At 48.7% G+C, this 26220-nt stretch carries 28 protein-coding genes, 3 tRNA genes and 3 rRNA genes; 26 read left to right on the top strand and 8 right to left on the bottom strand.

What is annotated here, in order from left to right:
- Positions 1-9: 9 nt before the first annotated feature.
- The 17 genes from skT53_RS07355 to skT53_RS07275 all read left to right on the top strand — a co-directional run bounded on the left by skT53_RS07355 (position 10) and on the right by skT53_RS07275 (position 8855).
- Entirely contained in the window at positions 10-759 is a 750-nt protein-coding gene (locus tag skT53_RS07355) for a choice-of-anchor R domain-containing protein (RefSeq protein WP_200760449.1), read from the top strand.
- On the top strand, positions 759-1262 hold the full coding sequence (locus skT53_RS07350; protein WP_200760448.1) for a hypothetical protein: 504 nt from the start codon (positions 759-761) through the stop codon (positions 1260-1262). Before skT53_RS07355 ends, skT53_RS07350 begins: the two co-directional genes overlap by 1 nt.
- A 6-nt stretch (positions 1263-1268) precedes the next feature.
- Positions 1269-1700, top strand: coding sequence for a hypothetical protein (locus skT53_RS07345; protein ID WP_200760447.1), 432 nt, complete (start codon positions 1269-1271; stop codon positions 1698-1700).
- A complete protein-coding gene (locus tag skT53_RS07340; protein WP_200760446.1) occupies positions 1697-1873 on the top strand; it encodes a hypothetical protein in 177 nt (58 codons plus the stop codon). Before skT53_RS07345 ends, skT53_RS07340 begins: the two co-directional genes overlap by 4 nt.
- Positions 1874-1910: 37 nt before the next feature.
- On the top strand, positions 1911-2327 hold the full coding sequence (locus skT53_RS07335; RefSeq protein ID WP_200760445.1) for a phage holin family protein: 417 nt from the start codon (positions 1911-1913) through the stop codon (positions 2325-2327).
- A complete protein-coding gene (locus skT53_RS07330) occupies positions 2314-2976 on the top strand; it encodes a peptidoglycan recognition protein family protein (RefSeq protein ID WP_200760444.1) in 663 nt (220 codons plus the stop codon). The genes skT53_RS07335 and skT53_RS07330 overlap by 14 nt, the downstream gene beginning before the upstream one ends.
- 144 nt (positions 2977-3120) lie before the next feature.
- Positions 3121-3492 (top strand): hypothetical protein, encoded by a 372-nt coding sequence (locus tag skT53_RS07325; RefSeq protein ID WP_200760443.1) that lies wholly within the window; start codon positions 3121-3123, stop codon positions 3490-3492.
- A complete protein-coding gene (locus tag skT53_RS07320; RefSeq protein WP_200760442.1) occupies positions 3492-4163 on the top strand; it encodes a hypothetical protein in 672 nt (223 codons plus the stop codon). The genes skT53_RS07325 and skT53_RS07320 overlap by 1 nt, the downstream gene beginning before the upstream one ends.
- Positions 4156-4371, top strand: a complete 216-nt coding sequence (locus skT53_RS07315; protein WP_200760441.1) for a hypothetical protein — start codon at positions 4156-4158, stop codon at positions 4369-4371. Before skT53_RS07320 ends, skT53_RS07315 begins: the two co-directional genes overlap by 8 nt.
- Positions 4372-4475: 104 nt before the next feature.
- Positions 4476-4685 (top strand): hypothetical protein, encoded by a 210-nt coding sequence (locus skT53_RS07310; RefSeq protein ID WP_200760440.1) that lies wholly within the window; start codon positions 4476-4478, stop codon positions 4683-4685.
- A 130-nt stretch (positions 4686-4815) separates the two neighbouring features.
- Positions 4816-5007 (top strand): helix-turn-helix transcriptional regulator, encoded by a 192-nt coding sequence (locus skT53_RS07305; RefSeq protein ID WP_226375368.1) that lies wholly within the window; start codon positions 4816-4818, stop codon positions 5005-5007.
- Between the two features lie 95 nt (positions 5008-5102).
- Positions 5103-5255 carry a hypothetical protein gene (locus skT53_RS07300; protein WP_200760438.1) on the top strand — a complete coding sequence of 51 codons (153 nt, stop codon included), beginning with the start codon at positions 5103-5105 and terminating at the stop codon, positions 5253-5255.
- A 2-nt stretch (positions 5256-5257) separates the two neighbouring features.
- Positions 5258-5485 (top strand): DUF7667 family protein, encoded by a 228-nt coding sequence (locus skT53_RS07295; RefSeq protein WP_200760437.1) that lies wholly within the window; start codon positions 5258-5260, stop codon positions 5483-5485.
- A 204-nt stretch (positions 5486-5689) separates the two neighbouring features.
- On the top strand, positions 5690-6826 hold the full coding sequence (locus skT53_RS07290) for a class I SAM-dependent methyltransferase (protein WP_200760436.1): 1137 nt from the start codon (positions 5690-5692) through the stop codon (positions 6824-6826).
- Positions 6827-6860: 34 nt separating this feature from the next.
- Positions 6861-7409: a 5' nucleotidase, NT5C type gene (locus skT53_RS07285; RefSeq protein WP_226375367.1), complete on the top strand. Its 549-nt coding sequence runs from the start codon at positions 6861-6863 to the stop codon at positions 7407-7409.
- A 25-nt stretch (positions 7410-7434) separates the two neighbouring features.
- Positions 7435-8355 carry an NAD(P)/FAD-dependent oxidoreductase gene (locus skT53_RS07280; protein WP_200760435.1) on the top strand — a complete coding sequence of 307 codons (921 nt, stop codon included), beginning with the start codon at positions 7435-7437 and terminating at the stop codon, positions 8353-8355.
- On the top strand, positions 8352-8855 hold the full coding sequence (locus skT53_RS07275) for an NUDIX domain-containing protein (protein WP_200760434.1): 504 nt from the start codon (positions 8352-8354) through the stop codon (positions 8853-8855). Before skT53_RS07280 ends, skT53_RS07275 begins: the two co-directional genes overlap by 4 nt.
- Positions 8856-8982: 127 nt before the next feature.
- Here the strand turns inward: skT53_RS07275 and skT53_RS07270 are convergent, their stop codons facing one another.
- The 3 genes from skT53_RS07270 to skT53_RS07260 form a co-directional block, all read right to left on the bottom strand.
- Positions 8983-9846 carry a 2-oxoacid:ferredoxin oxidoreductase subunit beta gene (locus skT53_RS07270; protein ID WP_200760433.1) on the bottom strand — a complete coding sequence of 288 codons (864 nt, stop codon included), beginning with the start codon at positions 9844-9846 and terminating at the stop codon, positions 8983-8985.
- Position 9847: 1 nt separating this feature from the next.
- Positions 9848-11575 carry a 2-oxoacid:acceptor oxidoreductase subunit alpha gene (locus skT53_RS07265; protein ID WP_200760432.1) on the bottom strand — a complete coding sequence of 576 codons (1728 nt, stop codon included), beginning with the start codon at positions 11573-11575 and terminating at the stop codon, positions 9848-9850.
- An 82-nt stretch (positions 11576-11657) separates the two neighbouring features.
- The gene (locus skT53_RS07260; protein ID WP_200760431.1) at positions 11658-12617 is read right to left on the bottom strand and encodes a GntR family transcriptional regulator; all 960 of its coding nucleotides are present in this window, start codon (positions 12615-12617) and stop codon (positions 11658-11660) included.
- 159 nt (positions 12618-12776) lie between these two features.
- Here skT53_RS07260 and skT53_RS07255 point away from each other — a divergent pair, with 159 nt between their 5' ends.
- The gene (locus skT53_RS07255; RefSeq protein ID WP_200760912.1) at positions 12777-13496 is read left to right on the top strand and encodes a glycerophosphodiester phosphodiesterase; all 720 of its coding nucleotides are present in this window, start codon (positions 12777-12779) and stop codon (positions 13494-13496) included.
- 89 nt (positions 13497-13585) lie between these two features.
- Here the strand turns inward: skT53_RS07255 and thiO are convergent, their stop codons facing one another.
- The gene (thiO, locus tag skT53_RS07250) at positions 13586-14692 is read right to left on the bottom strand and encodes a glycine oxidase ThiO (protein ID WP_200760430.1); all 1107 of its coding nucleotides are present in this window, start codon (positions 14690-14692) and stop codon (positions 13586-13588) included.
- A 93-nt stretch (positions 14693-14785) separates the two neighbouring features.
- The gene (thiE, locus tag skT53_RS07245) at positions 14786-15445 is read right to left on the bottom strand and encodes a thiamine phosphate synthase (protein ID WP_200760429.1); all 660 of its coding nucleotides are present in this window, start codon (positions 15443-15445) and stop codon (positions 14786-14788) included.
- 260 nt (positions 15446-15705) lie between these two features.
- Here thiE and hepT point away from each other — a divergent pair, with 260 nt between their 5' ends.
- Positions 15706-16137 (top strand): type VII toxin-antitoxin system HepT family RNase toxin, encoded by a 432-nt coding sequence (gene hepT, locus skT53_RS07240; RefSeq protein WP_200760428.1) that lies wholly within the window; start codon positions 15706-15708, stop codon positions 16135-16137.
- Positions 16138-16272: 135 nt separating this feature from the next.
- Here the strand turns inward: hepT and skT53_RS18830 are convergent, their stop codons facing one another.
- Positions 16273-16950: a 3D domain-containing protein gene (locus tag skT53_RS18830; RefSeq protein WP_200760427.1), complete on the bottom strand. Its 678-nt coding sequence runs from the start codon at positions 16948-16950 to the stop codon at positions 16273-16275.
- Positions 16951-17546: 596 nt separating this feature from the next.
- Here skT53_RS18830 and skT53_RS07230 point away from each other — a divergent pair.
- The 6 genes from skT53_RS07230 (at position 17547) to skT53_RS07205 (ending at position 23470) form a co-directional block, all read left to right on the top strand.
- Positions 17547-19095: ribosomal RNA gene (locus tag skT53_RS07230) — 16S ribosomal RNA — on the top strand.
- 157 nt (positions 19096-19252) lie between these two features.
- Positions 19253-19329 (top strand) — tRNA-Ile (locus skT53_RS07225).
- Between the two features lie 27 nt (positions 19330-19356).
- Positions 19357-19432 (top strand) — tRNA-Ala (locus tag skT53_RS07220).
- Between the two features lie 408 nt (positions 19433-19840).
- A 23S ribosomal RNA gene (locus skT53_RS07215) occupies positions 19841-22774 on the top strand.
- A gap of 130 nt (positions 22775-22904) precedes the next feature.
- Positions 22905-23019: ribosomal RNA gene (gene rrf / locus skT53_RS07210) — 5S ribosomal RNA — on the top strand.
- The 16S, 23S and 5S rRNA genes sit together here with 2 tRNA genes alongside, the layout of an rRNA operon.
- Positions 23020-23344: 325 nt before the next feature.
- A complete protein-coding gene (locus skT53_RS07205) occupies positions 23345-23470 on the top strand; it encodes a DUF255 domain-containing protein (protein WP_200760911.1) in 126 nt (41 codons plus the stop codon).
- A gap of 562 nt (positions 23471-24032) precedes the next feature.
- On the opposite strand, the gene skT53_RS07200 is transcribed toward skT53_RS07205, so the two are convergent.
- Entirely contained in the window at positions 24033-25055 is a 1023-nt protein-coding gene (locus skT53_RS07200) for a tyrosine-type recombinase/integrase (protein ID WP_200760426.1), read from the bottom strand.
- Between the two features lie 244 nt (positions 25056-25299).
- Positions 25300-25396, bottom strand: a tRNA-Sec gene (locus skT53_RS07195).
- 374 nt (positions 25397-25770) lie between these two features.
- Here skT53_RS07195 and skT53_RS07190 point away from each other — a divergent pair.
- A complete protein-coding gene (locus tag skT53_RS07190; RefSeq protein WP_200760425.1) occupies positions 25771-26172 on the top strand; it encodes a DUF2203 domain-containing protein in 402 nt (133 codons plus the stop codon).
- Positions 26173-26220: the final 48 nt, after the last annotated feature.

Below are 26220 nucleotides of genomic sequence, written 5' to 3'. Positions count from 1 at the left end.
GTGTAGATATTGACGCTAAACGCTTTTAAAAACGGTGTTACAACGCTTGACGAGGCGACGATGAACGCCATTTTGGCGGCTCAACCGTCATCCATTATTTTCGATGGCACACAGGCCGATGCTAAAACAGGTACAGGAGCAGCCGATAGTGACTTATCGATTTTCACTTATTACGCCAGGTTCACGTTGACCGGCCAGACAACCATCGGACGCATTGAGTTAGAGTTGATCAAGTATGGCAACGGAGCTGATCTGACAGTAGAGATTCGCGATAACTCATTCAATCCGAACGGAAGCAACAATGGTGTCTTGATCAAATCATTCACGTTTCCGGCGAAGTTGTTCCAAACGGCAGCCGGATATATAAGCCTTCCTATTGACCTGTCCGGACTTACATCCGGAGCACAGTATTGGGTGGTGTTGAAAAAAGCTGGTGATAGCACAAACCGTATTGCGTGGCGTGGTGAAACGACAGCAGATGCAAACTATCCAACCTATTACAGATCAGGCTCAACTGGGGCGTGGACAGCTGGAAACGCGCTTCATTTCAAAATCTTTGCCAATACATCTGGAACATACATCCTTAAACACGGCATCTACGGAACCAACGCTAAAACACTCGTCAATTACGACGCAAACGGTAACATAACCGAGATATGGCGCTGGCTTCCGGCAAGTGATGGGACGTTTATGATCTGTGACAAACTCATACCGACTTATGATGCAAATGGTGTGCCAGTTCGATGGGAGGTGCAGTGATGTTTGGGTTTTTTGACGCTATATACGGTTTTCTGACGCGGCAGATGGGAACGCGCGGAGATGCGGCAAATTCTTCTGGGAGTTTGCATGCTAAAGTGTCCAGCATACAAAATGACATCAGCACGAAGCCGCAGAGGGCGAGATCAGGGAAATATACGGGAACAGTAAGCACCACAAGTACTACAGAAGTATCGATGCTCAGTGTATCCGGGAAAGGTAGGTTAGTAGCACTGAGATTAAGAATATCATCGACCAGCACCACGTCTCAAAATTTTAATGTAAGGATACTGATTGATGGAGTACAGATTGCATCGTGGTCACTTAGTAGCCCGTCCGGAACGAATGGAACCGTTTTAGGATGGCCTAGTATTTATGCAATGCTGACTTCTGCCAATTACACCGAAATTGATCTGAGTTTCAATGGCTCATTTGAACTAAGAGGATATGTTACCGGAGCCACTAGTTACACAGGATATATAGATTATGTCTACGAATTGGAGTGAGTTGGAATGTATGTGAGAGTTCCATTTAAAAATAAAGGCTTTGACATGGATAATACCTTGATTTTAGAGGGCGTATACCTTAACGGTGGATCTTTCGGGTATGTACGAATTCCCGATGGCGCTGTCCTGGCGGATGGCTGGGAAGTAATGACAGAGCTTGAATGGTTGTCTAAGTTTGAGTCTGGTATCGTTTCGGTGGACAAAGCATCCATCGTTGCAAATGGAACAGACGAAGCGACTGTAACCGCGGATGTAGATAGAAGCTTATTATCAGTAGATTTTTTCCGCGATGATGATGGAAGTCTCATATGTACACAACCAGTTACAAACGGTAAAGCTATTTTGAAAGTAAGTAGTACAATTTCAGGACGTATCCGAATAAGAGCAGGTAAGCCTACATCTGAAAACAAAAACATTGTCGAGGTGACGGCGCAATGAAACCGACTAAAATAGACGGCAACAAAGTCCAGTTTGGTGATGATCGAAAGGAAAAAGAGCAACAGAGACAATTGAAATTGGATGCGATCAACAAAAAGAAAGGCAAACTGACGATTGAGGACCTGAACGACAAATTAGACGTTATACTTGATATTTTGCAACAGCGCCAATAGGTGTTTTTTATTGTTGAAAAATAGGAGACGGAGAGTGATGAACGTGAAAGAAATCAGTTTTAATACGGCGTTCGCGGTGGTCAGTCTGGTGGTCACTACATGGTTAGGAGGGTGGGATGCCGCATTGCAAGCATTAGTTGTTTTCATGGTACTTGACTATATAACTGGTGTCCTATCCGCTATCAAAAACAAAAACCTAGACAGCGAAGTGGCATTTTGGGGCGGCATACGAAAGGCCGCTATTCTAGTCGTTGTCGCCGTAGCCGTTCTATTCGACCAGCTGACAGGAAACAAAGAACCGATCTTCCGTACACTCGCCATTTATTTCTATGTGGCTCGGGAGGGATTATCCATCGTGGAAAACTTTGGCCTGTTGGGTGTTCCATTGCCGCCGTTTGTCGCCAAAGTGTTGACGCAGTTACAAGAAAAGGGTGACAGCAATGTTTCCCGTTAATACGTTACTGATTACCGAGTCAGCTAATCGAAGTTTCCGAAAACGGTCCGAAACGCGACATCTTGTATTACACGAAACCGTTTCACAGGCAACTGCTAGGCAACAGTTAGCCTATTTCAATTCTGGTTCCCGTGATGCAAACGCGCACGGATTCATTGATTGGAATGAAATTCTGCTGACCCTCCCGTTTGATGAAGTGGGCTGGCACGTTGGGCAACCTGCTAATCAATTTACAGAGGGCTATGAGTTATGTCGTGCCAGCAACGCTGATGACTTTGCTAAACAGTGGGTAATGGCTACATGGTGGTTCGCTCAAAGATGCACAGTTTACGGACGCGGAGCCGACTTCATTCGCTCTCATCATGAGATTGCGCTACAGTATGGCGGGACGGATCACACCGACCCGGATGAATATTTCGCCATGTACGGAAAGACAGTTGATGATTTCCGGTCAGACGTGGACAAGATCCTGAAAGGTGAGGTGGATTATATGCTGAGTGTATCCGATGCAAATAAGATCATTGCGTGCTTGAAAGCGTCATACGGATTGATAGAGTCTGTGCCTGGCGCTGACGAAGCGCGAAAAGAAATTGGCCGTCTGGCCGATGAATTGCGGAAAGCGTCCGGTCAGCCGACACAAAACAGTTAATATGCGAGAGCCTCCTACCCTTCGGGGTGGGAGGTTTTTTTTGTTTCGGAAACTTCACATTATGTTCGTATTGTGTTCGTATTTACATATTATTATTTACATGTTATTATTAATACATAAGATAACGGCAAGGAGGAACCGGAAATGAAAATGAACGTAATGAGCAAAGCGTGGGGAATTGCAAGAGCTGGTCAAAAGAAATTCGGAGGCAACGTTAAAGAGTATTTTGCAGAAGCGCTGAAAATGGCGTGGGCAGAATCAAAGGCTCCTCAAAAAGCACTGGTCGAGCTCGCGGTAAACAACCGTAAAGGAAAAACGTGGGTCGCTCAGATCCTCGGCAAGGATCCGCAATACAAATACTTGCGAAATTTTGTAAGCTCAAGCTATGACGAGGACGGCGAAAGCGGTTGGAGATTAACGGACGGCATCTACGAGATTTGCGAAGTCGGCAAACGTTACTTTATCCGTGTTGCTAACGGAGACTGGAAGCGTATCGAAGAAAAGGAAGTCGCATGATGGGAAAACCGCGCATGGATCTGACAGGGCAACACTATGGACGGCTGACAGTAGTAAAAGAAGTCGAGCCAAACGGGTACACTCGGCGCTGGCTTTGCCAGTGCGACTGTGGTAACGAAAAGATAGTAACGATGTATAACCTCCGTACTGGACACACTGTCTCATGCGGCTGCGTGCAAAAAGAACGCGCCAGCCAAAAGAACACAGATGACCTAACCGGATCTGTTTTTGGCCGCCTGAAAGTTTTGCGGAGATCTGATACAAAACCCTATAAGTCGCGCCACGTTTTTTGGGAGTGCATGTGCGATTGCGGAAATACAACGATAGTTGACGGTGTGCACTTAAAAGACGGCACGACGCAATCTTGCGGCTGTTTGCGATCGGACAAAGGCGTTGAGCTGCAAGAGTATAATAACGCGAACTTATATAGTGACGGTGTGTTTACGCCAGTCCTCAAAAGTAAGCTACGAACAGACAACTCAACTGGTGTTAAAGGCGTATCCCGTAAGCGCAAGAAAGACGGCACAATCGTATATCGCGCAAATATCCGAGTAAAAAGCAAATCATATTATCTCGGGGAATACGCAACGGTCGAAGAAGCCACTGCCGCCCGTAAGCGCGGCGAAGAGGAATACCACAAACCATACTTGGAAGGTGAACACGATGAATAAAGACGAAATCAAAAAGTGGATCAAGGACAATCTGGTCATGCAGGACAAGGCTCGGACTATAACGGGCCAATCCGTATCCGCTTTTAACCAATCAGTTGCAACTGGCGGGATCGTCCCCTTTGTTGAATTTGGGTACGCTCGAAAAACGCGCCTTTATCTGCGAGAGGACTTAGAAGAGTACGCCAAAAACAAAAGGTCAAGAAAATAATCTCTATTTTTTGTATATAGCTATTTACATGTAATTTATTATATGTTATATTTAAACCACAGCAGGAAATGACATAAAAACAAACCAAAAAGGAGCGAATGAAAATGAAAACATGGGAACGGAAAGGTTACACGGTTGTCGAGAAGGAATTTGACCACGATCTGCACGAGTTTGAAGTTGTGAAAGGTGGGGAGGTTGTCGCAACGATCACCCCGGCAGATCTCGACGACATGAACCGCATCATTGAAGACCTGGACAACGGCGAGGACGTAAACGGCTGGGAAGACGGGATGGGTAACACAATCTCGGTTTGATCTGACAGGGCTTTGTCCCTTATTCTCCAAGACAAAGGGCTGCCAATTCGGCGGCTCTTTGTCTTTTCGCCAAAACATCCCATCTATCGCCAAAGGATTCGACAGCCTCCGTCTCGAAGTATCCTGTGAGGTGGGGGAGTTGGAGAATAGACTTAAAGCCGTTCTGGACGGCAGGACAATTAAATGGTTGTCTGATAAAACAGGCATAAATAGAAATACCATAACCTCATACATAAATGGTACTGTTCCGCCTCTTGACAAGGCTTATGCAATAGCAAGAGTTTTAGGTGTTTCTGTTTATGATATATGGCCGCAAGAATAGGCGGCTAATTTTTTTGTCATAAATGCTAAAAATGTTGTCATCAATAACGATATAACGTGCATAAGATATACCATCAAACCGAATGGAGGATGGATATGAAAGAGCTAATCAAAGTGTGGTTGGTATCAAAAGTGATCGGAGAGGCAATCAGTCTAATAGGGATACTCTTTTGTGCAACTGTGGTGGGATGGCTGGCGTTTAAGGTATTGCCAGCCGCAATCGGGAAGGTGTTCTGGTGGGGGTGGTAAGAATGTGGGTGGTCATGCAAAGGCTCGCCGAACTTTGGACGATCAATAAAAAACGCCCTCTGACAGAGGACGAAATGAAAGAAATGGAGCAATGCCTAGAGGCGAACGCAAAGAGGGCCTGGAAGCTCGCTACGCTTGAGAACCTTTCTTTGGTTGCCTCTATGACAAATGATATGGAATGGCAACATGAAATATGTGCTGAAATCGAGAAATTAGAGAAGGCCCATTGAAGGCCTTTTTCTTTTGGTATAATGGTGACATGACGGGGGACGAATTGGGGACTAAATTTATCATATCGTCCCCAAAATGAAACTTTTAAATCCGATTAACCGAAATAAAAACTCATATATATCAAGGTTTAACCGATTATAAAACAAGTCACCTTAGCTAATAAATGTACATCTCTGCTAGAATAAAGGCGAGTGGTGAACAAGATGAATCAATTAGAGTTGGCAATCAAAAAACGGATCCACCAGGCTGGCGGTCGCCTTCCGTTCGCCGAATTTATGACGGAGGCGTTATATCACCCGGAATGGGGGTATTACAATCGGGCTGGGATGACAATTGGCGAACAGGGCGATTTTTACACGGCACCGATGGTACATCCGATATTTGGCGAGTGCGTGGCACGGCAAATTTTTCGTATGTGGGAGCATTTGGGCTGCCCTGCTTCGTTTGCAATTGTTGAAATGGGGGCAGGAACAGGAGCTTTGGCACATGATCTTTTGCGTGAATGGGATCGTTTGATGGAATCGCAGTCGGGAAGTCAGAAGCTGCAGCGTGTACCTGAGGTTCGCTACCTGATTGTGGAGCAGAGTGGCGTACTGCAGAAAATACAGAAGGATGTAACGGCTGACGTTGCCCGCGAGCGGATAGGATGGTATCAAACTTTGCAAGAAGTGGAGGGGTATGGGGAACTAATCGGTGCGGTCCTCAGCAACGAGCTGTTTGACGCTCTGCCTGTCCATCGTCTGATTCGAGATGACGGTATGTGGAAGGAACTCTATGTCTCGTTTGTGGAGACGGGAGAGACCCGGCGGTTTGAGGAAACCATCGCCCCATTGTCCGACGAAAAATTGGCTGAACTGCTGCCCGCTTCCTTGTCTGCCGAATGGGAAACGGGGGATCGGTGGACTGTCTGTCCGCTTGCTGGCCATGTATTGGCAGACATGGCAGCCTGCTTGCGGCGAGGGTTTCTTTTGACGATTGATTATGGGGATCGGTCGGCTGCCGCTTTCGAGCCGTTTGATCGTTCCCGCGAGATTCGCTGCTATTACAAACAAACGCTTGTCGATGACCCTTTGGTTCGGATTGGCGAGCAGGACATTACAGCCGATGTAGATTTTGGCTATCTGGAACAAGTCGGCTCCCGGCTGGGACTGTTTACGGTCGATTACATGACACAAGGCGAATTTTTGGAGAAGTTCGGATTTTTGAAACAGGTGGAAATCATGCAAAGGAAGGCGTTTCTTGATCTGCAAGCCGATTTTGATTTGCAGAAAATGTTGACTTTGTATCTGCCGCAAGGGTTGGGCAGTGCCTGTAAAGTTCTTGTGCAAGCGAAACTTTGAACGGCTCATTCAAGCACCTGGAGGCGTAGGCAGTTTGAAGAAAAAAATTCTCTGTATCGATATGGATTCTGTACTTGTTGATTTGATGAGTGAGTGGCACGGACGTTACAACCGGGATTATCAGGACGATTTGACGCCGGAACGGGTACTGAGCTGGGATGCGAAATCGTACGTGAAGCCGGAATGTGGGGAGAAGATCTACGAATATCTGAAAGAACCCGGCTTATTTTCCTGTTTGCAGCCGTTACCGCATGCGGTGGAAGTGATGGAGCGGCTGACCCAGCGGTTTGACGTTGTGATTGTGACCGCCCCTCCGTCACCGATCGCCTATCAGGAGAAGGAAGCGTGGGTAGCGGAACATTTGCCGTTTCTGGGGCGGCACAATCTTATTTTTGCCCATCGGAAAGATTTGATCAGCGGCGATTTGCTGTTTGATGATGCGCCGCCAAATCTGAATGCTTTTATGGCGGCAGGCCGAATCGCGGTGGCGATGGATTATCCGTATAACCGGAATGTGAATTGTCCGCGCGTCTCCGGTTGGTTGGAGTTCGAGCAAAAGGTAGACCAATTTTTATCCGGCTAAGGCTTGCCCGAAGGGAGAGAGAAGGATGTATGACGTTGTGGTGGCAGGCGGCGGACCGGCCGGTCTATCTGCCCTGCTTTGGAGTCATAGGTTGGGACTTCGCGCCGTCCTGTTGGAACGAAGCGAGCAGCTTGGCGGTCAATTGAGCAGGATACATAATCCGATCATAGACTATCTGGGGATTTGGGCCCAAAATGGCCAGGAACTGCAGAAACGGTTTATTGAGCATATCGACCATTCAGGGGCAGATTATCGCTGTGGTGTTGATATTTCATCTATAGACCCGGATCAAAAAAAGATCATCACAAATCAGGGGGAATTTGCTGCCAAGGCGCTTATCTTGGCTTTGGGAGCAGAAGATCGCAGACTCGGGGTGCCGGGAGAAGCCGAAATGATTGCACGCCGGGAGATCTACTCCGCTTCCCGAGACAGAGCCAAATTTGCGGGGAAAAAAGTAGCGGTGGTGGGAGGCGGCGATCGGGCGCTGGAAGGGGCGCTTTTACTGGCTGAAGAGGGGGCTCAGGTTACGCTGATTCATCGCTCTGATCAATTCCGCGCGCGCAGTGAGTTTTTGCAGGCTGTCAGAGAACATCCACGGATTGAGATGATGACCGGTACGGTCGTTGAACGAATTTCTTCAGATGAACGTGTGAAGGGGCTTGTCGTGGTGCAGGAAGGAAGTCAACGCGAGATTCCGGCAGAAGCCGTTTTTGTCCGAATCGGCGTCCAACCGAATAACCGTCTTTTGGAGGGGAAGCTGAATTTGACAGAAGGGGGATTTGTGGAGACAGATCGCTACGGTGAGACAGATATTCGTGATGTGTTTGCTGCAGGAGATATTTGTACAAGTCCGATTTTCTCAAGTGTTGCCGTATCTGTGGCACAAGGGACGCAGGCAGCCAGGATGATCTCCTATCGGATCAACGCCAAAGGGGGAGCGAAGTGAACGATCAATTTCAATTTCCAGGGTCTTATGGCGGACAGGTAACTCTTTCGTTCCGACCGGAGGATGCAGCATCGGCTGGTTACGTGTTGGTATTTGCATTTTATGAGGGGAAACTGATTCTTACGAAAAACAAGCGGAGAGGGTGGGAAGTGCCGGGCGGTACGGTCGAACTGGATGAGTGGCCCCTTCAGGCGGCGATCCGCGAGACGTATGAAGAAACAGGAGCGGAACTGGATGCGGCAGAGTGGATCGGACAGTACACGATTATTGGCGAACGGGAAGTTTCGATGGTAAAATCGGTCTATGTCGGTCGCGTGTTCAAATTACACGACATGCCCGCCGGTTTTGAGACGGAAGACATCAGGGTGTGTGACAGACCGCCCACCAGAAACGAAATTTTGCAAGATGAATCCTATTCTCCCATCATGAGGGATCAGGTGTACCCTCTTGTTATGGAACGAATTCAACAAATTAGGCATCCTTTTACTCACCAAAAGTAAACCCTGCTACTTAAAATGGAAGCAGGGTTTGTTTTTGGTCGATAGGTTACTTTGGGTGAGTGTAACTTTGACTCGCCTGCACCAGAGGCGTGGCGAGGCCAGGTTTTCTTTAGGTAAAAAGCCTTTATTAAGCGAACTCTTTCAGGCACTGTTCAAACAGGTCGCGGTCAAGCGAAATGTCTTGGTTGACAAGCGCTTCCGGTTTATAACCCGGTATCAAGTCTTCGTAAGCCACTCGATCTTCCTTGTAAATCAGACCGGTGCAAAGACCGTTTGTTTCAATCACTTTTGTCATGGCAGCCGTCCGGTTGGATGGATCATACGATTCATCATTGTCCAGGTTCACAATATGTTCCTTAAACCAGTCGTACGTATTGATTTTGTTGAACGTTACGCAAGGCGAGAATACGTTCACGAGCGAGAATCCTTTATGGTTGATCGCCTCTTCAATCAGACGGGTTAATTGATTGATGTCGGTCGAAAAACCTTGTGCGAGGAAGGAAATCCCGGCACCGAGCGCCACTTGCGACGGTGTTAAAGCGTGTTCAATATTCCCTTCCGGCGTCGTTTTATTTTTGAAACCGTGTGCCGATGTGGGACTTGTTTGCCCTTTGGTCAAACCATAAATTTGGTTATCCATCACAATGTAAGTGATGTCCATGTTACGGCGAACCGCATGCATGAAATGGTTTAAACCGATACCAAAACCGTCTCCGTCTCCGCCAGATGCAATCACTGTCAAATCGCGGTTTGCCAGTTTAACGCCCTGCGCGATTGGCAGTGCGCGTCCGTGAATACCATGGAACCCGTAGGAATGAATATAGCCGGAAATCCGTCCGGAACAACCAATGCCGGAAATCACAGCCACCTGTTCCGGCTCTTTCCCAATGTTTGCCAATGCCCGTTGAATGGCTGCCTGAACGGAGAAATCTCCACAGCCGGGGCACCAATTGGGGCGAACTTCATTACGGAAATCTTTTACTGTTGCCATTTTAGAACAGCTCCTTACAATGAGAGTAAATTTCACTAGGAACGTACGGGTTGCCGTCATATTTTAACTGGGAGTGGAATGTGCCTTTGACGCCGAAGAACTGCATGAGATGTCTCAATTGGCCGGTTGCGTTGTTCTCCACCACCAAAACTTTCTTTGCTTTGTCGACATATTTCTGCAGAGTTTCAGTCGGGAAGGGCGAAATCACACGCAAATGGGCATGTGCAACCTGCTTGCCTTCCTGTGTCAAGCGATCAAGCGCTTCATCCACTACACCGATTGTCGAACCCACCGATACGACTAACAGTTCCGGGTTTTCGGCGCCGGTATATGTCAACGAATTCGGCAATTCTCCTTGGACTTTATTTAACCGTTTGTTCATCATTTTTGTGCGGACGGTCGCATCTTCTGTAGGACGGCCGGTTTCAATATGTTCAACGCCGGTTACATGGTGAATCCCGCCTTTTTGGCCAGGGAACACGCGCGGCGAAATATTGTCTGCTGTAAATTCATAACGCTTAAACAGTTTGCCTGCTTCTACAGCCGCCAATTGTTCTTCGGTTGCCAATTTGCCGCGGTCAATTTGAATTTTATCAAAGTCAAGCGGTTCTACCGATTGTTTTGCCAGAGACAATGCCAAATCGGTGATCAAAATAACCGGTGTTTGATATTTCTCTGCGTAGTTGAACGCATCAATTGTCATATAAAAACATTCTTCTGCAGTTGCCGGAGCAAGTACGATTTTTGCTATTTCACCATGTGTACCAAATAAGACGGCATACATGTCAGATTGTTCATGTTTCGTAGGCATACCGGTAGAAGGACCACCGCGCTGCGTATCGATGATCACGACAGGTGTTTCGGTCATGCCTGCCAAGCCAATTGCCTCCATCATCAAGGAGAGACCCGGACCGGAAGTAGCAGTCAAGGCACGAACTCCGGCGAAGTTGGCACCGATCGTCATGGTAATGGCAGCAATTTCATCTTCCGTTTGAATGACATGACCGCCGACCTTCGGAAATTTCTTAATCAGGTATTCCATTACATCGGACGCAGGTGTAATCGGGTAAGCTGGCATCACGCGAGCTCCTGCAGCTAACGCCCCGAGTCCAATCGCATCGTTCCCCATCATAAACAGACGCTGTTTGCCATCTCCTGGCTGTAAATGGAAGTCCGCGAGTTCACCGCCATGTTCTTTCATGTAATCAAGGCCTTTTTGAATGGCCGCCATGTTCGAATCCACCACTTTTTGACCTTTGCGAAGGAACATGTCGGAAATAAGGCTTTCGAATGTTGTGGCAGGCAGACCGAGAATACAAGCGGTCGCGCCGATCGACACCATATTTTTCATAATGGCAGAACCTGCTTCCTCTGCCAGTTTGGTTAATGGAACCGTATAGAAACGAATGTCTTGTCCGGATGGCGGAACCGGTTTGAATTTTTCATCTGCAATAATCACGCCGCCTGATCGTAATTCATGCGCATTAAAATCGATTGTTTCTTGGTCGAATGCGATCAGAATGTCCAGATTGTCAGCATTTGCCCGACGCGGTTTCGTGCTTACACGAATTTTGTAGTTTGTATGACCGCCTTTGATCCGAGAAGAAAAGTGACGATACCCGTATACGTAGTACCCGTTGCGGTTAAGGGCGGTGGCGAAGATCTCACCGGTTGAGTCGATCCCTTCCCCCTGTTGTCCTCCAACCTTCCAAGAAAGTTGTTCCAGCATTCTGCACACTCCTCATAACATCTGAATGATGGCGCTTGAAAGCGCTCTATACAACCGAGACAACGCTTCGATTTTATTTTTGTTATTTGCGTCGAATATCAATCAGCGCGGCGCGCAACAAATTAATAGAAGCGACATCTGGTTTGTATATAAATTCAATGATTTCACGGCGTCGGTTGGAAAGTGTTTCCACTTCGCGACGGCGACCGGGTGAGACGATTAGTACGTCGTGATCTGCGACAAATTGCACCAGTTCGTCCTGATCTGCCACAACAGAAACATCAATTTGCATGTCGAGACCGGCATTTTTCAGGGCCAACAGCACTTTACTGGCAAAATTGTCCGAACGGCATACCAAACCTACACGTTTTCCAGCGGGAATACGTGCGATCTTGACAATTGTTTCCAGCTGAGGGTCGAGTGCAATCGCCAATACCTGATTGTGATTTTGCACAAGCCCTTTCACTTCATCATAATGAAAGAAAGTGGTAATCACAAGGTCAGCCGAATCAATCGCGGGCAGGAATTCATCCTGTTTGTTGCGAAATTCATCCAGTAAGACCGGAAGAATGTTTACGCCGGATCCAAACTGAAGCCGTTTCGCAAAGTAATCCAATTGTTCTCTGTTGCATTCAATAAATACAACCTGCACCTTGTTCAGAAATTCTTTCTTTTCTTCCGCCCGCAGTTCGGTCATCTCGACAAATTCGTCGATCGTGAACCCAAGCTGTAAACCTTCTTCCAAAGCTACATCAATAATCTTTAGCAGAAGTTCTTTACGGTTCTCAATCAAAACGGCGCCATCTCGGTCACAAACAAATGTGCCTCGCCCCTGGATCGATGTCAAAACGCCTTCTGCTTCCAATTCTTGGTAAGCTTGGCTAACGGTATTGCGGCTTACATTCAGCTTTTCGGAGAGTTCACGTTCTGTGGGCAGTTTATCGCCCGCTTTCCACTGTCCGCTCTTGATTTCTGCCAACACAGATTCTTTAACTTGCACGTATAGCGGAATACCGTTCTTACGAACAATCGGAAATGGCATGAACTTCACCCCCCGGTGCTTTCTTAGAAGAAAATTGGATTAATCCATTAATCCTTTCGCATCTATTATACTCGATCGTTCACAATTCGGAAACGAATTTTTTACAATGTGGTAAATTTTTTTATTTCAGAAAAATTGGGGTTGGTCTGTTTGAATCCAATGATCATTGGTCATCGCGGCGCTTCTGCTTATGCGCCGGAAAATACATTTTCTGCATTTAAATTGGCTCAAAAACTAGGGTGCCACGGATTGGAGTTTGACGTTCAACTCACTCGTGATGGAGTGCCAATTGTCATACATGACGAAACATTGGACCGTACGACCAATCATGTCGGACAGGTGTCCAACTTTTTGTGGAAGGAAATCCAATTGATCGATGCAGGCCTTTGGAAGGGAGAACAGTGGCGGGGTGAACGGATACCTGCTTTGGAAGATGTGTTAACAGAGTGTAAGGGGATGTATTTGAATATAGAACTGAAAAACTCGAAAATCGCTTACCCGGGATTGGAAGAAACTATAGTCCGTTTGATCGAACGATACTGCGATATTGGCAATGTGATCGTTTCCTCGTTTAATCACTCCTCGCTGCAACAAATTAAAAAACTGGCGCCTCATATCCAGACGGGTGTTCTGTATGAGCGTCAACCGAAGGACGCCGTCTCTTATATCAAAAATCTGGGGGGGACGGCTGCCCATCCAAATTTTCGATTTGTAAAAAAGGAACAGGTAGATGCATTTCATCAAGAAGGGATTTCGGTGTCAACCTGGACGGTGAACAGCCTTCGCGATTTGAAGGCCGCGATCCGATCGGGCGTCGATCGAATCATTACCAATTACCCTGACCGGTTGCGAGATTTGTTGCAACTTACAGAAGCGTAAAAAACGGATCAGAGATAACCGTTACTATGGCAGAAATCCCTGATCCGCTCGCATGCGCCAGTGGCTTGGCGAAGCCGAGGGCTTTTGCTCTACCGACTTATTGAAAAAGGTGTCAAGTCAACGCTTACAGGTTGGCCGGTCAGCAGTTCCGATACAACCAGACCGGTCAGCGGCGCAAGCAAAATCCCGTTTCGTAAATGACCGGAGGCGACATGCAATCCTTCAATGCCTTCGATAGAACCGATATAAGGCAGTCCGTCGGCAGATCCGGGACGAAGTCCGACCAGAGTGGAGTGAATACCCAACTGTTTAATGGACGGCAGGATGCGCGTGGCATCTGTCAATATGCGGTTGATGCCCTGCAGCGTATGCGTTTTGTCGAAACCCACCTGCTCCATCGTAGCGCCGATGTAAAGATGTCCCGAGATCTTTGGCACGAAGTAGGTTCCATGCGTAAATACAGTAAACGGAGTGATCGGAGAAGAGGCTTTCGCCAAAATTGACTGTCCTTTAACCGGGAAAACGGGCAAATCCAAGCCGATTCGCCTGCTTATCAGGCCCGACCAGGCGCCTGCGGCCAGCACGGTTTGATCTGCGTAAAATGGCCCGTTGCCAGTTTCTACCCCAATTACCCGTCCGCCTTCCTGCAGAAAATTGATCACTTCCGTATGTTCCTGTACCTCTGCTCCCAATTTGCGGGCGCCTGCGAGCAGTGCCTGAAGCATCGCCATACTGCGCACCTGCAGATCGTCCGGCAGGAACAGTCCGCCATATGTTGCGCCAAACAAATCGCCGGCCATTTTTCGTATATCCGCATCTTCCATCCATTCGGCCCGTTGCCCAAACTGTGTTTGCCATTCCTGTTTGGCAAGCAGGGAGGCGCGATCCTCTTCCGATACAGCGAGCCGAATCATACCTGCGGTTTGTAGTTCGATATCATACCCGGACAGTTCCTTTAACTCTGCCTGCAGATCTTGAAACATCGCGCGGCTTTGTACAGCAAACTGGAAAAGTGGATCTGGCGTATTTGTTTCCACTTGTGCGCCAAGCATGCCGCCTGCCGCTTGTGTCGATTGACTGCCAAACGTGCTGCGTTCGAGAATCAGCGGGCGCAGCCCTTTTCTGGCTGTATAATAGGCGATTGCAGTGCCAATAATACCGCCGCCGATAATGCATACATCAAATGTTTTCCGCATGGGGGATTCCTTCCTTCCTTACAATTTTACATTCTTAAACGAATGACGCTTTCTGCGGTCAATAGTTTAGGGATGTTCTACAGGCAGTTTTTCCTACTTCTTTATAAATGCATGTTTGGGTCGATAAGGGCTGGCATTCATGCGCGCTTTCAGTTTTCCGGCGGCTGTCTGCGGGTCTTTGTCATCCGAAATGGCGCCGATTACGGCAATTCCGGCACATCCGGTGGCCAAAACCAAGTCAATATTTTCGGCTGTGATCCCGCCGATGGCGAGGACCGGAATCGACACGGATTGCACCACTTGAAAAAGAGCGTCAGTCCCTTGCGGCGGCAGCCCAGGTTTTGATTTGGTCGGAAAAATATGACCAAATGTAACATAACTGGCTCCAGCCGCCTGGGCTTGTCTCGCCTCTTCCACCGAATGAACGGAACAGCCCAGCAGCATTCGTTCTCCGATAATCGTTTTTGTAGCGGCGACGGGCAGGCTTTTACCGGCCAAATGGACACCGGTTGTCTGCAGCGCGAGCGCCACGTCTACTCTATCGTTAATGAGAAGACCCGCTTGATATGTATGGATGATAGGCAGCAACGCTTTACCCAGCTTGTAGACATCAAGCGCAGCGGCTGATTTGTAGCGAAGCTGGATTACATCCGTTCCGCCTTGCAACGCTTTTTCGACCGTGTTGCACAGTTCGTTTGCCTGTTTGATTCCATCTGTAATTAGATGAAGCTGAAAATCTGATTTTGTCGCCATTCCTAAACTCCTATTATGAGAGGGTGATTTTTGCCAAGCAAAAAACCGCCTACTGCACCTGTTCGCGACGGGAATCGAACAATGGCAAATGTGGCGGTCAGTTCAATCTACTGCACCTTATTCACATCATTCATTGTACCACCCTTCGAAAAAAAGGTCTATGTGCAACTCTCTGACGTTTTTGTGAACGACGGTCATGCATGCATTGGAAAAAAGATGTACAATGAGAACCAAGTTCAAGTAGGGAGGACGGATCGATTTTGTTTATCACGGATCAGCATCGGAAACAGATTCGCCAATTTTTCGCGGAAATGGACCGTCATATCGATGTGTTGGAAAAACTGACTGCGCTGCCCCGTCAGCAGTTTATGTCAGATGTGATCCTGCAATCGGCGGCAGAACGATCTTTGCATTTGGCGCTGGAATGTGCAACAGATGTAGGGAACCTGATTATTGATGCGTTGATTATGCGGGACCCCAGTTCCTATGAGGATATTATACAGGTGTTAGCTGACGAGAAGCTGTTTCCGAGTGAGTTTGCCGACTTTTTTATGCAGGTAGTGAAATTCCGGCGTGTATTGGCACACGACTATTTGGAGCGGGATGTAGCTCAGTTGTATCAAATGGTGGTGGATCATGCGGGTGATTTTCGTCGGTTTCAAGAGTATGTGAGCGAGTATGTAGAGCTTTAACAAGGAAAAGTCACGGGAACTCCCGTTTTCTCTTTCAATCGGAGGACGGGAAAACTGCATGATCGTCTGTAATAATAGAACAGAAAATAAAATCGGCAATACCTCCGGCTCAGTTGGTATTGCCGCATTTGTCATTTAATTTGACGTCTCAAGAACGTAAACAGGAATCCCTTTTTGCCTTCCGAACTGAATGGCGGTGTTGATGTCCTCAAAGAAAACATCTATGTGCGAACCTTTTACAGCACCGCCCGTATCTTCAGCTGTTCGAAATCCGATTCCTTCTATATAAAGCTGGCTGCCGATCGGGATGGTTTGCGGGTCCACTGCAACAGTCCTGCCCTCAGCAGCTCGCTTGCCGCAGAACGTAATTCCGTAGCCCGGATCGCCCGGCCGTTTGCCGGTTGATTCAGGTCCTGCCGTATAGGCTGTCAGTGTACAATCCAGTTTTTTATTAAAGCGAAATGTTTTCCCGCTTCGCGAGATCGCCTGACGGTCTTGCGTTGCCATTGTGGGTTGAATGGCATCCGGCAAATTTCGACCCATCGGTATTTTCAAATGTTGTCCCGGTTGTAAATGGCCTGTATCCAGTTGAGGGTTTACGAGTTTCAGTTGGTCAAAATCAATCGTAAACCGCCGTAAAATTTTCCATACATTATCACTTTCCTGTACTTGATACATCACACACGAAGGTGTTGTTGCAGTTGCTGCCGAAAGCCTCGTTTTAGGTGCTTTGGCAACAGCATGGGGATTGCTCGACAGGGACACAAGTGTCACTGCGGTTAACAGAGCAATCCGCCATATGGGGATGTCCATTGGACGCACCTCGTTTTTAGTTTTTGTTCCAGGTTAGAATTTGCAGCAAAAAGTTTATTTATACCTGTTTAGATGATTACGTGCCGAATGGTTGCTTTTTATACAATGTTTTAGAATAAAGAAGAAATAAAAAGATTTATGATTTAAAACGTGATGTTTGTTCTAATTCGTTTGAAATTGGGGATTGAGAAGTAGGGGAAGGTCGTGATACTATATCCCTTGTCGCCGCGAGCGAGCGGCACGAAAAAAAGATAAAAACTCCCACTTGTTTTGGACGTTTGAATCTGTTAAGATCATCTTTGTCGCTTCTTTTGGGAAACACAACGAGTCGTTCTTTGTACCCAAAGGGTACAAGCACCCGAGGGGCACAAGCAACGCTAAGCCACCAAAGGTGGCAGTCGTTCTTTGAAAACTGAATCGTGTAGGGAGCCAGATGGATTCTTAAGGAAATCCCGATTCCAATGGAACGGGAACCATTCACAGAGGTGGCTCCGCTAAGAGCGCCAACGTCCTGTTGGCAACGCGGAGTATATCTAAGGAAATCCCGATTCCTATGGAACGGGATCCATTCACAGTAAGTGCTGAAGCACTAACTGTTCATTGAGAGTTTGATCCTGGCTCAGGACGAACGCTGGCGGCGTGCCTAATACATGCAAGTCGCGCGGGCGGAAAGAGAGCTTGCTCTCTGGAAGCCAGCGGCGGACGGGTGAGTAACACGTGGGTAACCTGCCTGACAGACTGGGATAACGCCTGGAAACGGGTGCTAATACCGGATAATCAGCCTTTAGGCATCTAAGGGTTGTAAAAGGTGCTACGGCATCACTGACAGATGGGCCCGCGGCGCATTAGCTAGTTGGTGGGGTAACGGCTCACCAAGGCGACGATGCGTAGCCGACCTGAGAGGGTGAACGGCCACACTGGGACTGAGACACGGCCCAGACTCCTACGGGAGGCAGCAGTAGGGAATCTTCCACAATGGGCGCAAGCCTGATGGAGCAACGCCGCGTGAGTGAAGAAGGCCTTCGGGTTGTAAAACTCTGTCTTTGGGGACGAATGGCTGAGAGAGGGAATGCTCATGGCGTGACGGTACCCAAGGAGGAAGCCACGGCTAACTACGTGCCAGCAGCCGCGGTAATACGTAGGTGGCAAGCGTTGTCCGGAATTACTGGGCGTAAAGCGCGCGCAGGCGGCCATTTAAGTCTGGGGTGAAAGCCCGGGGCTCAACCCCGGGATGGCCCTGGATACTGGATGGCTTGAGGATCGGAGAGGCAAGGGGAATTCCACGTGTAGCGGTGAAATGCGTAGAGATGTGGAGGAACACCAGTGGCGAAGGCGCCTTGCTGGCCGATAACTGACGCTGAGGCGCGAAAGCGTGGGGAGCAAACAGGATTAGATACCCTGGTAGTCCACGCCGTAAACGATGAGTGCTAGGTGTTGGTGGGGTCCACCCATCAGTGCCGAAGTCAACACAGTAAGCACTCCGCCTGGGGAGTACGGTCGCAAGACTGAAACTCAAAGGAATTGACGGGGGCCCGCACAAGCAGTGGAGCATGTGGTTTAATTCGAAGCAACGCGAAGAACCTTACCAGGGCTTGACATCCCGCTGACCGGTTTAGAGATAGACCTTCCCTTCGGGGCAGCGGAGACAGGTGGTGCATGGTTGTCGTCAGCTCGTGTCGTGAGATGTTGGGTTAAGTCCCGCAACGAGCGCAACCCTTGATCTGTGTTGCCAGCATTGAGTTGGGCACTCACAGGTGACTGCCGGTGACAAACCGGAGGAAGGCGGGGATGACGTCAAATCATCATGCCCCTTATGTCCTGGGCTACACACGTGCTACAATGGGCGGAACAACGGGAAGCGAAGGAGTGATCTGGAGCGAAACCCTGAAAACCGTTCGTAGTTCGGATTGCAGGCTGCAACTCGCCTGCATGAAGCCGGAATTGCTAGTAATCGCGGATCAGCATGCCGCGGTGAATACGTTCCCGGGCCTTGTACACACCGCCCGTCACACCACGAGAGTTGGTAACACCCGAAGTCGGTGAGGGAACCTGAAAGGGAGCCAGCCGCCGAAGGTGGGATCGATGATTGGGGTGAAGTCGTAACAAGGTAGCCGTATCGGAAGGTGCGGCTGGATCACCTCCTTTCTAAGGAGCTCGAAAGAGCACAAGCACGAACACACAGGCTTTCCTACACGATTTGGTTTTGAAGGAACGACAGCCTTCGAGAGAAGGAAGAGTTTCTTCAGGTGGCAAGATTTGAGGGTTGGAGCAAATGCTTCAACATGATACAATTGTCATCCTTGGGCCTATAGCTCAGCTGGCTAGAGCGCACGACTGATAATCGTGAGGTCAGTGGTTCGAGTCCACTTAGGCCCACCATTTTCTTTCTTAGAGGTAAGAGAATAAGGGGATATAGCTCAGTTGGTAGAGCACCTGCCTTGCAAGCAGGGGGTCAGCGGTTCGAATCCGCTTATCTCCACCATTGCTCCTTGTACCCAAAGGGCACAAGCACTCAAGGGGCACAAGTCGCTTCACGACAGCGTTGCTGTCGGATTGCGCTATGCACCCAAAGGGCACAAGTCGCGTCATGACAGCTGCGCTGTCAGATCGCGCTATGTAACACTTGCGGATGGTTCCAAGGTAACCCCGCTAAGAAACGTTGACGTCCATGTCAACAACGCGGGATAGATCATCCGTGATCTAAGTTGTTCTTTGAAAACTGGATAGCGAATATGAGAAACGAAAAATTGCGAGGTAACTCATCTACCCACCAAAGTGAAGTGAAGCGTTGGAGCAACACCGAATACTTTGGCGGGGACCCAAAGAGATTGGGGAGCGAGTATACAATTCACAATTAGCTGGGAAGATACCGAGTAAAACCGATGTAGATGATTAAGCTACAAAGGGCACACGGAGGATGCCTAGGCGCCAGGTGCCGAAGAAGGACGGAGCGAACGCCGAAACGCCTCGGGGAGCCGTACGCAGGCTGAGATCCGGGGATATCCGAATGGGGGAACCCACTGGACGTAATGGTCCAGTACCCGCTGCTGAATCCATAGGCAGCGAGGAGGCAGACCAGGGGAACTGAAACATCTAAGTACCCTGAGGAAAAGAAAACAACAGTGATTCCGTCAGTAGCGGCGAGCGAACGCGGAGAAGCCCAAACCAACCTGCTTGCAGGTTGGGGTTGCGGGGCGTCTCATGAGGAGTTACAAAATGGATGTGTAGGAGAAGCGGTTTGGAAAAGCCCACCGCAGAGGGTGAGAGTCCCGTATCTGAAACAGATCCATCTCCGAGACGGACCCCAAGTACCGCGGGACACGAGGAATCCCGTGGGAATCCGGGAGGACCACCTCCTAAGGCTAAATACAACCTGGCGACCGATAGTGAACCAGTACCGTGAGGGAAAGGTGAAAAGCACCCCGGGAGGGGAGTGAAAAAGAACCTGAAACCGTGTGCCTACAATCAGTCGGAGGACGTTAAAGTCTGACGGCGTGCCTTTTGTAGAATGAACCGGCGAGTTGCGATTGCAGGCGAGGTTAAGCAGAGAATGCGGAGCCGCAGCGAAAGCGCGTCTGAAGAGGGCGAAAGTTTGGAGTCGCAGACCCGAAACCGAGTGATCTACCCCTGGACAGGATGAAGGTGAGGTAACACTTACTGGAGGTCCGAACCCACGCACGTTGAAAAGTGCGGGGATGAGCTGGGGGTAGGGGTGAAATTCCAATCGAACTCGGAGATAGCTGGTTCTCCCCGAAATAGCTTTAGGGCTAGCGTCGAAGTAAGAGTCATGGAGGTAGAGCACTGATTGGGCTAGGGGCCTTCGCGGGTTACCGAACTCAGTCAAACTCCGAATGCCGTTGACTTATTTTCGGCAGTCAGACTACGAGTGCTAAGATCCGTGGTCAAGAGGGAAACAGCCCAGACCATCAGCTAAGGTCCCGAAGTACCGGTTAAGTGGGAAACGATGTGGCGGTGCACAGACAACCAGGATGTTGGCTTAGAAGCAGCCACCATTTAAAGAGTGCGTAATAGCTCACTGGTCGAGTGACGCTGCGCGGAAAATGTAACGGGGCTCAAACCGGACACCGAAGCTATGGATGACAATGTCGTGGTAGGGGAGCGTTCTATGCTCGTGGAAGTCAGACCGGAAGGACTGGTGGAGGGCATAGAAGTGAGAATGCCGGTATAAGTAGCGAAAAGACAAGTGAGAATCTTGTCCACCGAAAGCCTAAGGGTTCCTGGGGAAGGCTCGTCCGCCCAGGGTTAGTCGGGACCTAAGCTGAGGCCGAAAGGCGTAGGCGACGGACAACTGGTGGAAATTCCAGTACCACCGCGCTCGCGTTTGAGCGAAGGGGTGACGCAGGAGGATAGGGAGAGCGGCCTGCTGGAGATGGCCGTGTAAGCAGTGAGGAGGAGGAGTAGGCAAATCCGCTCCTCGTGAGACTGAGCTGTGATGCCGAGGGAAACTGAAGTACCGAAGTCCCTGATTTCACACTGCCAAGAAAAGCCTCTAGTGAGTGAGCCGGTGCCCGTACCGCAAACCGACACAGGTAGGCGAGGAGAGAATCCTCAGGTGCGCGGGAGAACTCTCGTTAAGGAACTCGGCAAAATGGCCCCGTAACTTCGGGAGAAGGGGCGCTCCGGTAGGGTGTCAAAGCCTGAGGGAGCCGCAGTGAAAAGGCCCAAGCGACTGTTTAGCAAAAACACAGGTCTCTGCTAAGCCGAAAGGCGACGTATAGGGGCTGACGCCTGCCCGGTGCTGGAAGGTTAAGGGGAAGGGTTAATGCCGAAAGGTGTGAAGCTTTGAACCGAAGCCCCAGTAAACGGCGGCCGTAACTATAACGGTCCTAAGGTAGCGAAATTCCTTGTCAGGTAAGTTCTGACCCGCACGAATGGCGTAACGACTTGGGCGCTGTCTCAACGAGAGACCCGGTGAAATTGTAATACCTGTGAAGATGCAGGTTACCCGCGGCAAGACGGAAAGACCCCGTGGAGCTTGACTGTAGCTTGATATGGGAGATGGGTACATCATGTACAGGATAGGTGGGAGACATCGAAGCTTGGGCGCCAGCCTAGGTGGAGTCGACGTTGGGATACCACCCTTGAGGTATTGATCTTCTAACTCGTCACCTTGAAGCAGGTGAGAGGACAGTGTCAGGTGGGCAGTTTGACTGGGGCGGTCGCCTCCTAAAGAGTAACGGAGGCGCCCAAGGGTTCCCTCAGCGCGGATGGAAATCGCGCTTTGAGTGCAAAGGCAAAAGGGAGCTTGACTGCGAGAGGGACAACTCGAGCAGGGACGAAAGTCGGGCTTAGTGATCCGGCGGTGCCGAGTGGAAGGGCCGTCGCTCAACGGATAAAAGCTACCCCGGGGATAACAGGCTTATCTCCCCCAAGAGTCCACATCGACGGGGAGGTTTGGCACCTCGATGTCGGCTCATCGCATCCTGGGGCTGAAGTAGGTCCCAAGGGTTGGGCTGTTCGCCCATTAAAGCGGTACGCGAGCTGGGTTCAGAACGTCGTGAGACAGTTCGGTCCCTATCTGCCGCGGGCGCAGGAAGTTTGAGAGGAGTTGTCCTTAGTACGAGAGGACCGGGATGAACCGACCGCTGGTGTCTCAGTTGTGGTGCCAACTGCAACGCTGAGTAGCCAAGTCGGGACGGGATAAGCGCTGAAAGCATCTAAGCGCGAAGCCCCCCTCAAGATCAGACTTCCCACATGGAGAACATGGTAAGATCCCCTGAAGAAGACAGGGTAGATAGGCTGGGTGTGGAAGTGCCGTGAGGCATGGAGCTGACCAGTACTAATCGATCGAGGGCTTAATCCATCATGGATTCCCATGCGCCACTCATATTCGCATCTGGTTTTCAGGGAGCAACCCTGAATAAAGAAAGAGGAAGCTCGACCAGGAACTGTGACATCCTGTCACAACGTCGAGCGACTTGCATCCCTGCAAGTCTAGTGACAATAGCGGAGAGGACCCACCCGTACCCATCCCGAACACGGAAGTTAAGCTCTCCAGCGCCGATGGTACTTGGGCATGAGCCCTGGGAGAGTAGGTCGTTGCTAGGCAAAATGAACGCTTCAGCCATTAGCTGAGGCGTTTTTCGTGCGCTTGGCAGCGCATCGTACTTGCGGGTGAAAGTCCCGAGCACGCCGCGACGTGGCGGAAGTGCATAGCTGACACATAGTGCTTAGTGTTTAAAATAAAAACATGGTAGGAAATACTTTAAGGAGAAGGGGAGTTTATGCCACTCCCCTCAATATTTAACGGAGATAAAGCGGTCCGTCTAAGGCATATAACCTTATCATCTTAGGTAAGATACATTATTGCCTACAAAGGAGTTGTTTATTATGACACACAATCGCTTAAATCGCAAAACCAACCGGTTGATTTATAAAAATCCCGTATTCGCTCCAACACGCCTACAGCCCTGTTGAATGTTATCCTTGGTCACCGGAAGCTTTTCAAAAAGAAAAGCGTGTAGGAAAGCCCATTTTCTTGTCCAACGGTTATTCCTAGCCTTCGGGTCGACTATAATAAAAGGTTGGTTACAATAAGCTACTTGTCATTGAAGCTCCTAAGAAAGATTCTTTTACAAAAGGGCTCTACAAACAAAAGAAACCAAAATATCAAAAACGAGACTTTAGTTTTGAGCATCTCTCTGATCAACCATACTTACTCGAGAATATGATTTTTCTACCAACAGATCCATTCAAACAATCAAAACTTTGGAGCTGATTTTTCCACCTTGATTGAAAAACTAGACAAGGGGCTCTTATAAGCCCTTTTCGACCAGAAAATCCGAATACCCGTAATTTTTCTTCAAGAATAAAACTGCGAAATACTTGAAGGGGAGGGGATAAGGTGAGCCAAAATTGGAGCGGAATACCCAAAAAATAAGGCAATCTAGATCAGCAATTTCGTCACTATTGTTCACTGTCTACCCCTCCCAAACTCTCGATAGTCGCCAACCACAGAGAAATTCCTATGCGTAGAAAGGTCAAGGAAGATTACGCAGTAAACATAGAGTAATTCGTTTTAATCGGTGAGGTAACATCTCAGAGCTGTTTTCCTTGATCTTTCATAACTTTAGGTTATTTAAAGGCGAGAATTTAGCATGAGCATCTTGTAAATCCTCTTGCGCCATTTGAACATACTTCCGCACCATCTCCATAGTGCTATGCCCCAATATCTTCTGAAGCGTGAACACATCTCCACCGTTTCGAATATAGAGTCGGCCAAAGGTATGCCGAAATGTATGGGGACTCACGCGACATACGTTTTCAATTCCGGCTGGTTCTCCATATTCTCTTAATCGATGCCTGATGGTGGAAGGATCCATCGGTGATCCGTAAATGCCAAGAAAGATATGCTCCGCCTTTTCGCCAAAGTGTTCTTTGTTTTCGGCTAGCAGTTCCTTAATGCAGTTGATGGTCTTTTGGCTTACTGGAACGATGCGTGGCTTTCGAGTTTTTGTCACTTCGGAAGAAAACTGAACCGTATAGTTGATAAAATCAATATTTGATGCGGTTAGCGATAAGGTTTCACGGATTCTAGCCCCGGTATCGAGCAGGAACAGCATTAGCGCATAATCCCTAAAACCGACATAGGTGCTAAGGTCCGGTTGGGCCAATAAAAGTGCAATCTGTTCGGTTGTAAAGCCTTGGTTGGTATCCTCTTCCGTACGCAGCAGGTGAATATTTTGCGTAGGGTTTTCCTGACAAAATCCTTCAGCCGTCAGCCAACGGAACAAAGTTTTTAATGTCCGTAGTCTGACATTGACTGTTACCGGTAACAGTCCGGTTCCGTACGTTCTTGCAGTGGTGTCTTGCTCCTCGTTATCTTCATCCATCAACATAAAATCCAGGTAATCTCGAATCGTATCCGTAGTGACCTGATCTACATAATTGATATCCGGATGTTCTGACTTAAGCCATCGGGTTAAATATACAAAGTGTCGCTCGTGATCCTCAATGGTTCGGGGTTTTAATTGTTCAAGTCGTTTGGCTCGGAGAAAAAGTTGAAAAGCCTCCTCTAGTGACCACCTTACTTGAACTTTGTTATCGGATGATTGTGCTTGGGAACGCCATTTTGGACGCGCCATGTTTTTCTATCTCCTTTCTTGCCCTCCCGCCAAATCACTTCGACCGATTAAATATGCAAGATATATGAATGAATATAAAGATAAGACTCACTCGGTCTTTTGCTTACCGACCCACGCGGTCTTGTCCTGCTCACCCCCTCGGTCTCGGCCAGTTTTTTCGTCATTCTTCATCACCTGAAATTTCCAGAAATAGCAAAAGGGTTTTCGCTCATTTGGCGAAAACCCTTGCTACAATAAGGATTTTTGGCGGAAGCGTGTGGGAATCGAACCCACCTGAGACATCCCATGCCTCACGCTCGGTTTTGAAGACCGGGAGGGACACCAGTACCCCATCCGCCTCCGTATCATCGATTCTTTCAGTCGCCGTGAATTATTCGGCGCAAAGAACAATATACCAGATTAGAGTAAGTATAACAAGTCAATTTTACTGGAAAATTCCTTGCCAAATCTTCCACTGCACTTTTGTTGTGCCACCCCATAAATCTGCATACGATTTATACAAGCGATTACTTGGCGACTGAAAGTGATGGCATCTTCCAGGTAACAACAGTTCCCAGCTAACATACCAGGTTCTCCCGATGAAAACGCTTGCATACCCGCCTGTTATGCAAATAAGATCTCCATCCATCACCGAATTCTTCCCTCAATCCCCTTATATCCACCTTCGCAAAAGAAGAATGTAATGGTATGATGTGATCAGGGGGAGGAGATGCCTATGAAGCGTTATTTTACAGTGCAAGAAGCGAATCGTCAACTGCCGCTGATCGAACCTTTACTCATCTCCTTGCAGCAGTTGAAGAAAGAGATAGCTGCCAAACATATACAACTACAGGCAGCGAAAGCCGCTTTCGGCCACAAAATGGACAAGGACGAGTTTTTTGTGCATGAAGCAGAAGTTGAATTTCTGCTGATGCAGGCCAACCATCTGGTCGACCAAGTGCAGGAGCACGGGGCGGAAGTCAAAAGCATCGATTTGGGACTGATCGATTTTTACACCGAGATCGACGGAAAAGAAGCCTACCTTTGCTGGAAGCTGGGGGAACCACTGTCCATCCGATTCTGGCATGGGCTGCACGAAGGGTTTCCGGGACGAAAACCGATTTGCGAACACGATTAAAAAATAGGGCACACCGCAGACAAGGCGTCGGGCCGATCATCACGAACC

The sequence above is a fragment of the Effusibacillus dendaii genome (assembly GCF_015097055.1).
In the GTDB taxonomy this organism is placed as follows: Bacteria; Bacillota; Bacilli; order Tumebacillales; family Effusibacillaceae; genus Effusibacillus; species Effusibacillus dendaii.
This window is presented reverse-complemented; position numbering and strand designations above follow the sequence as displayed.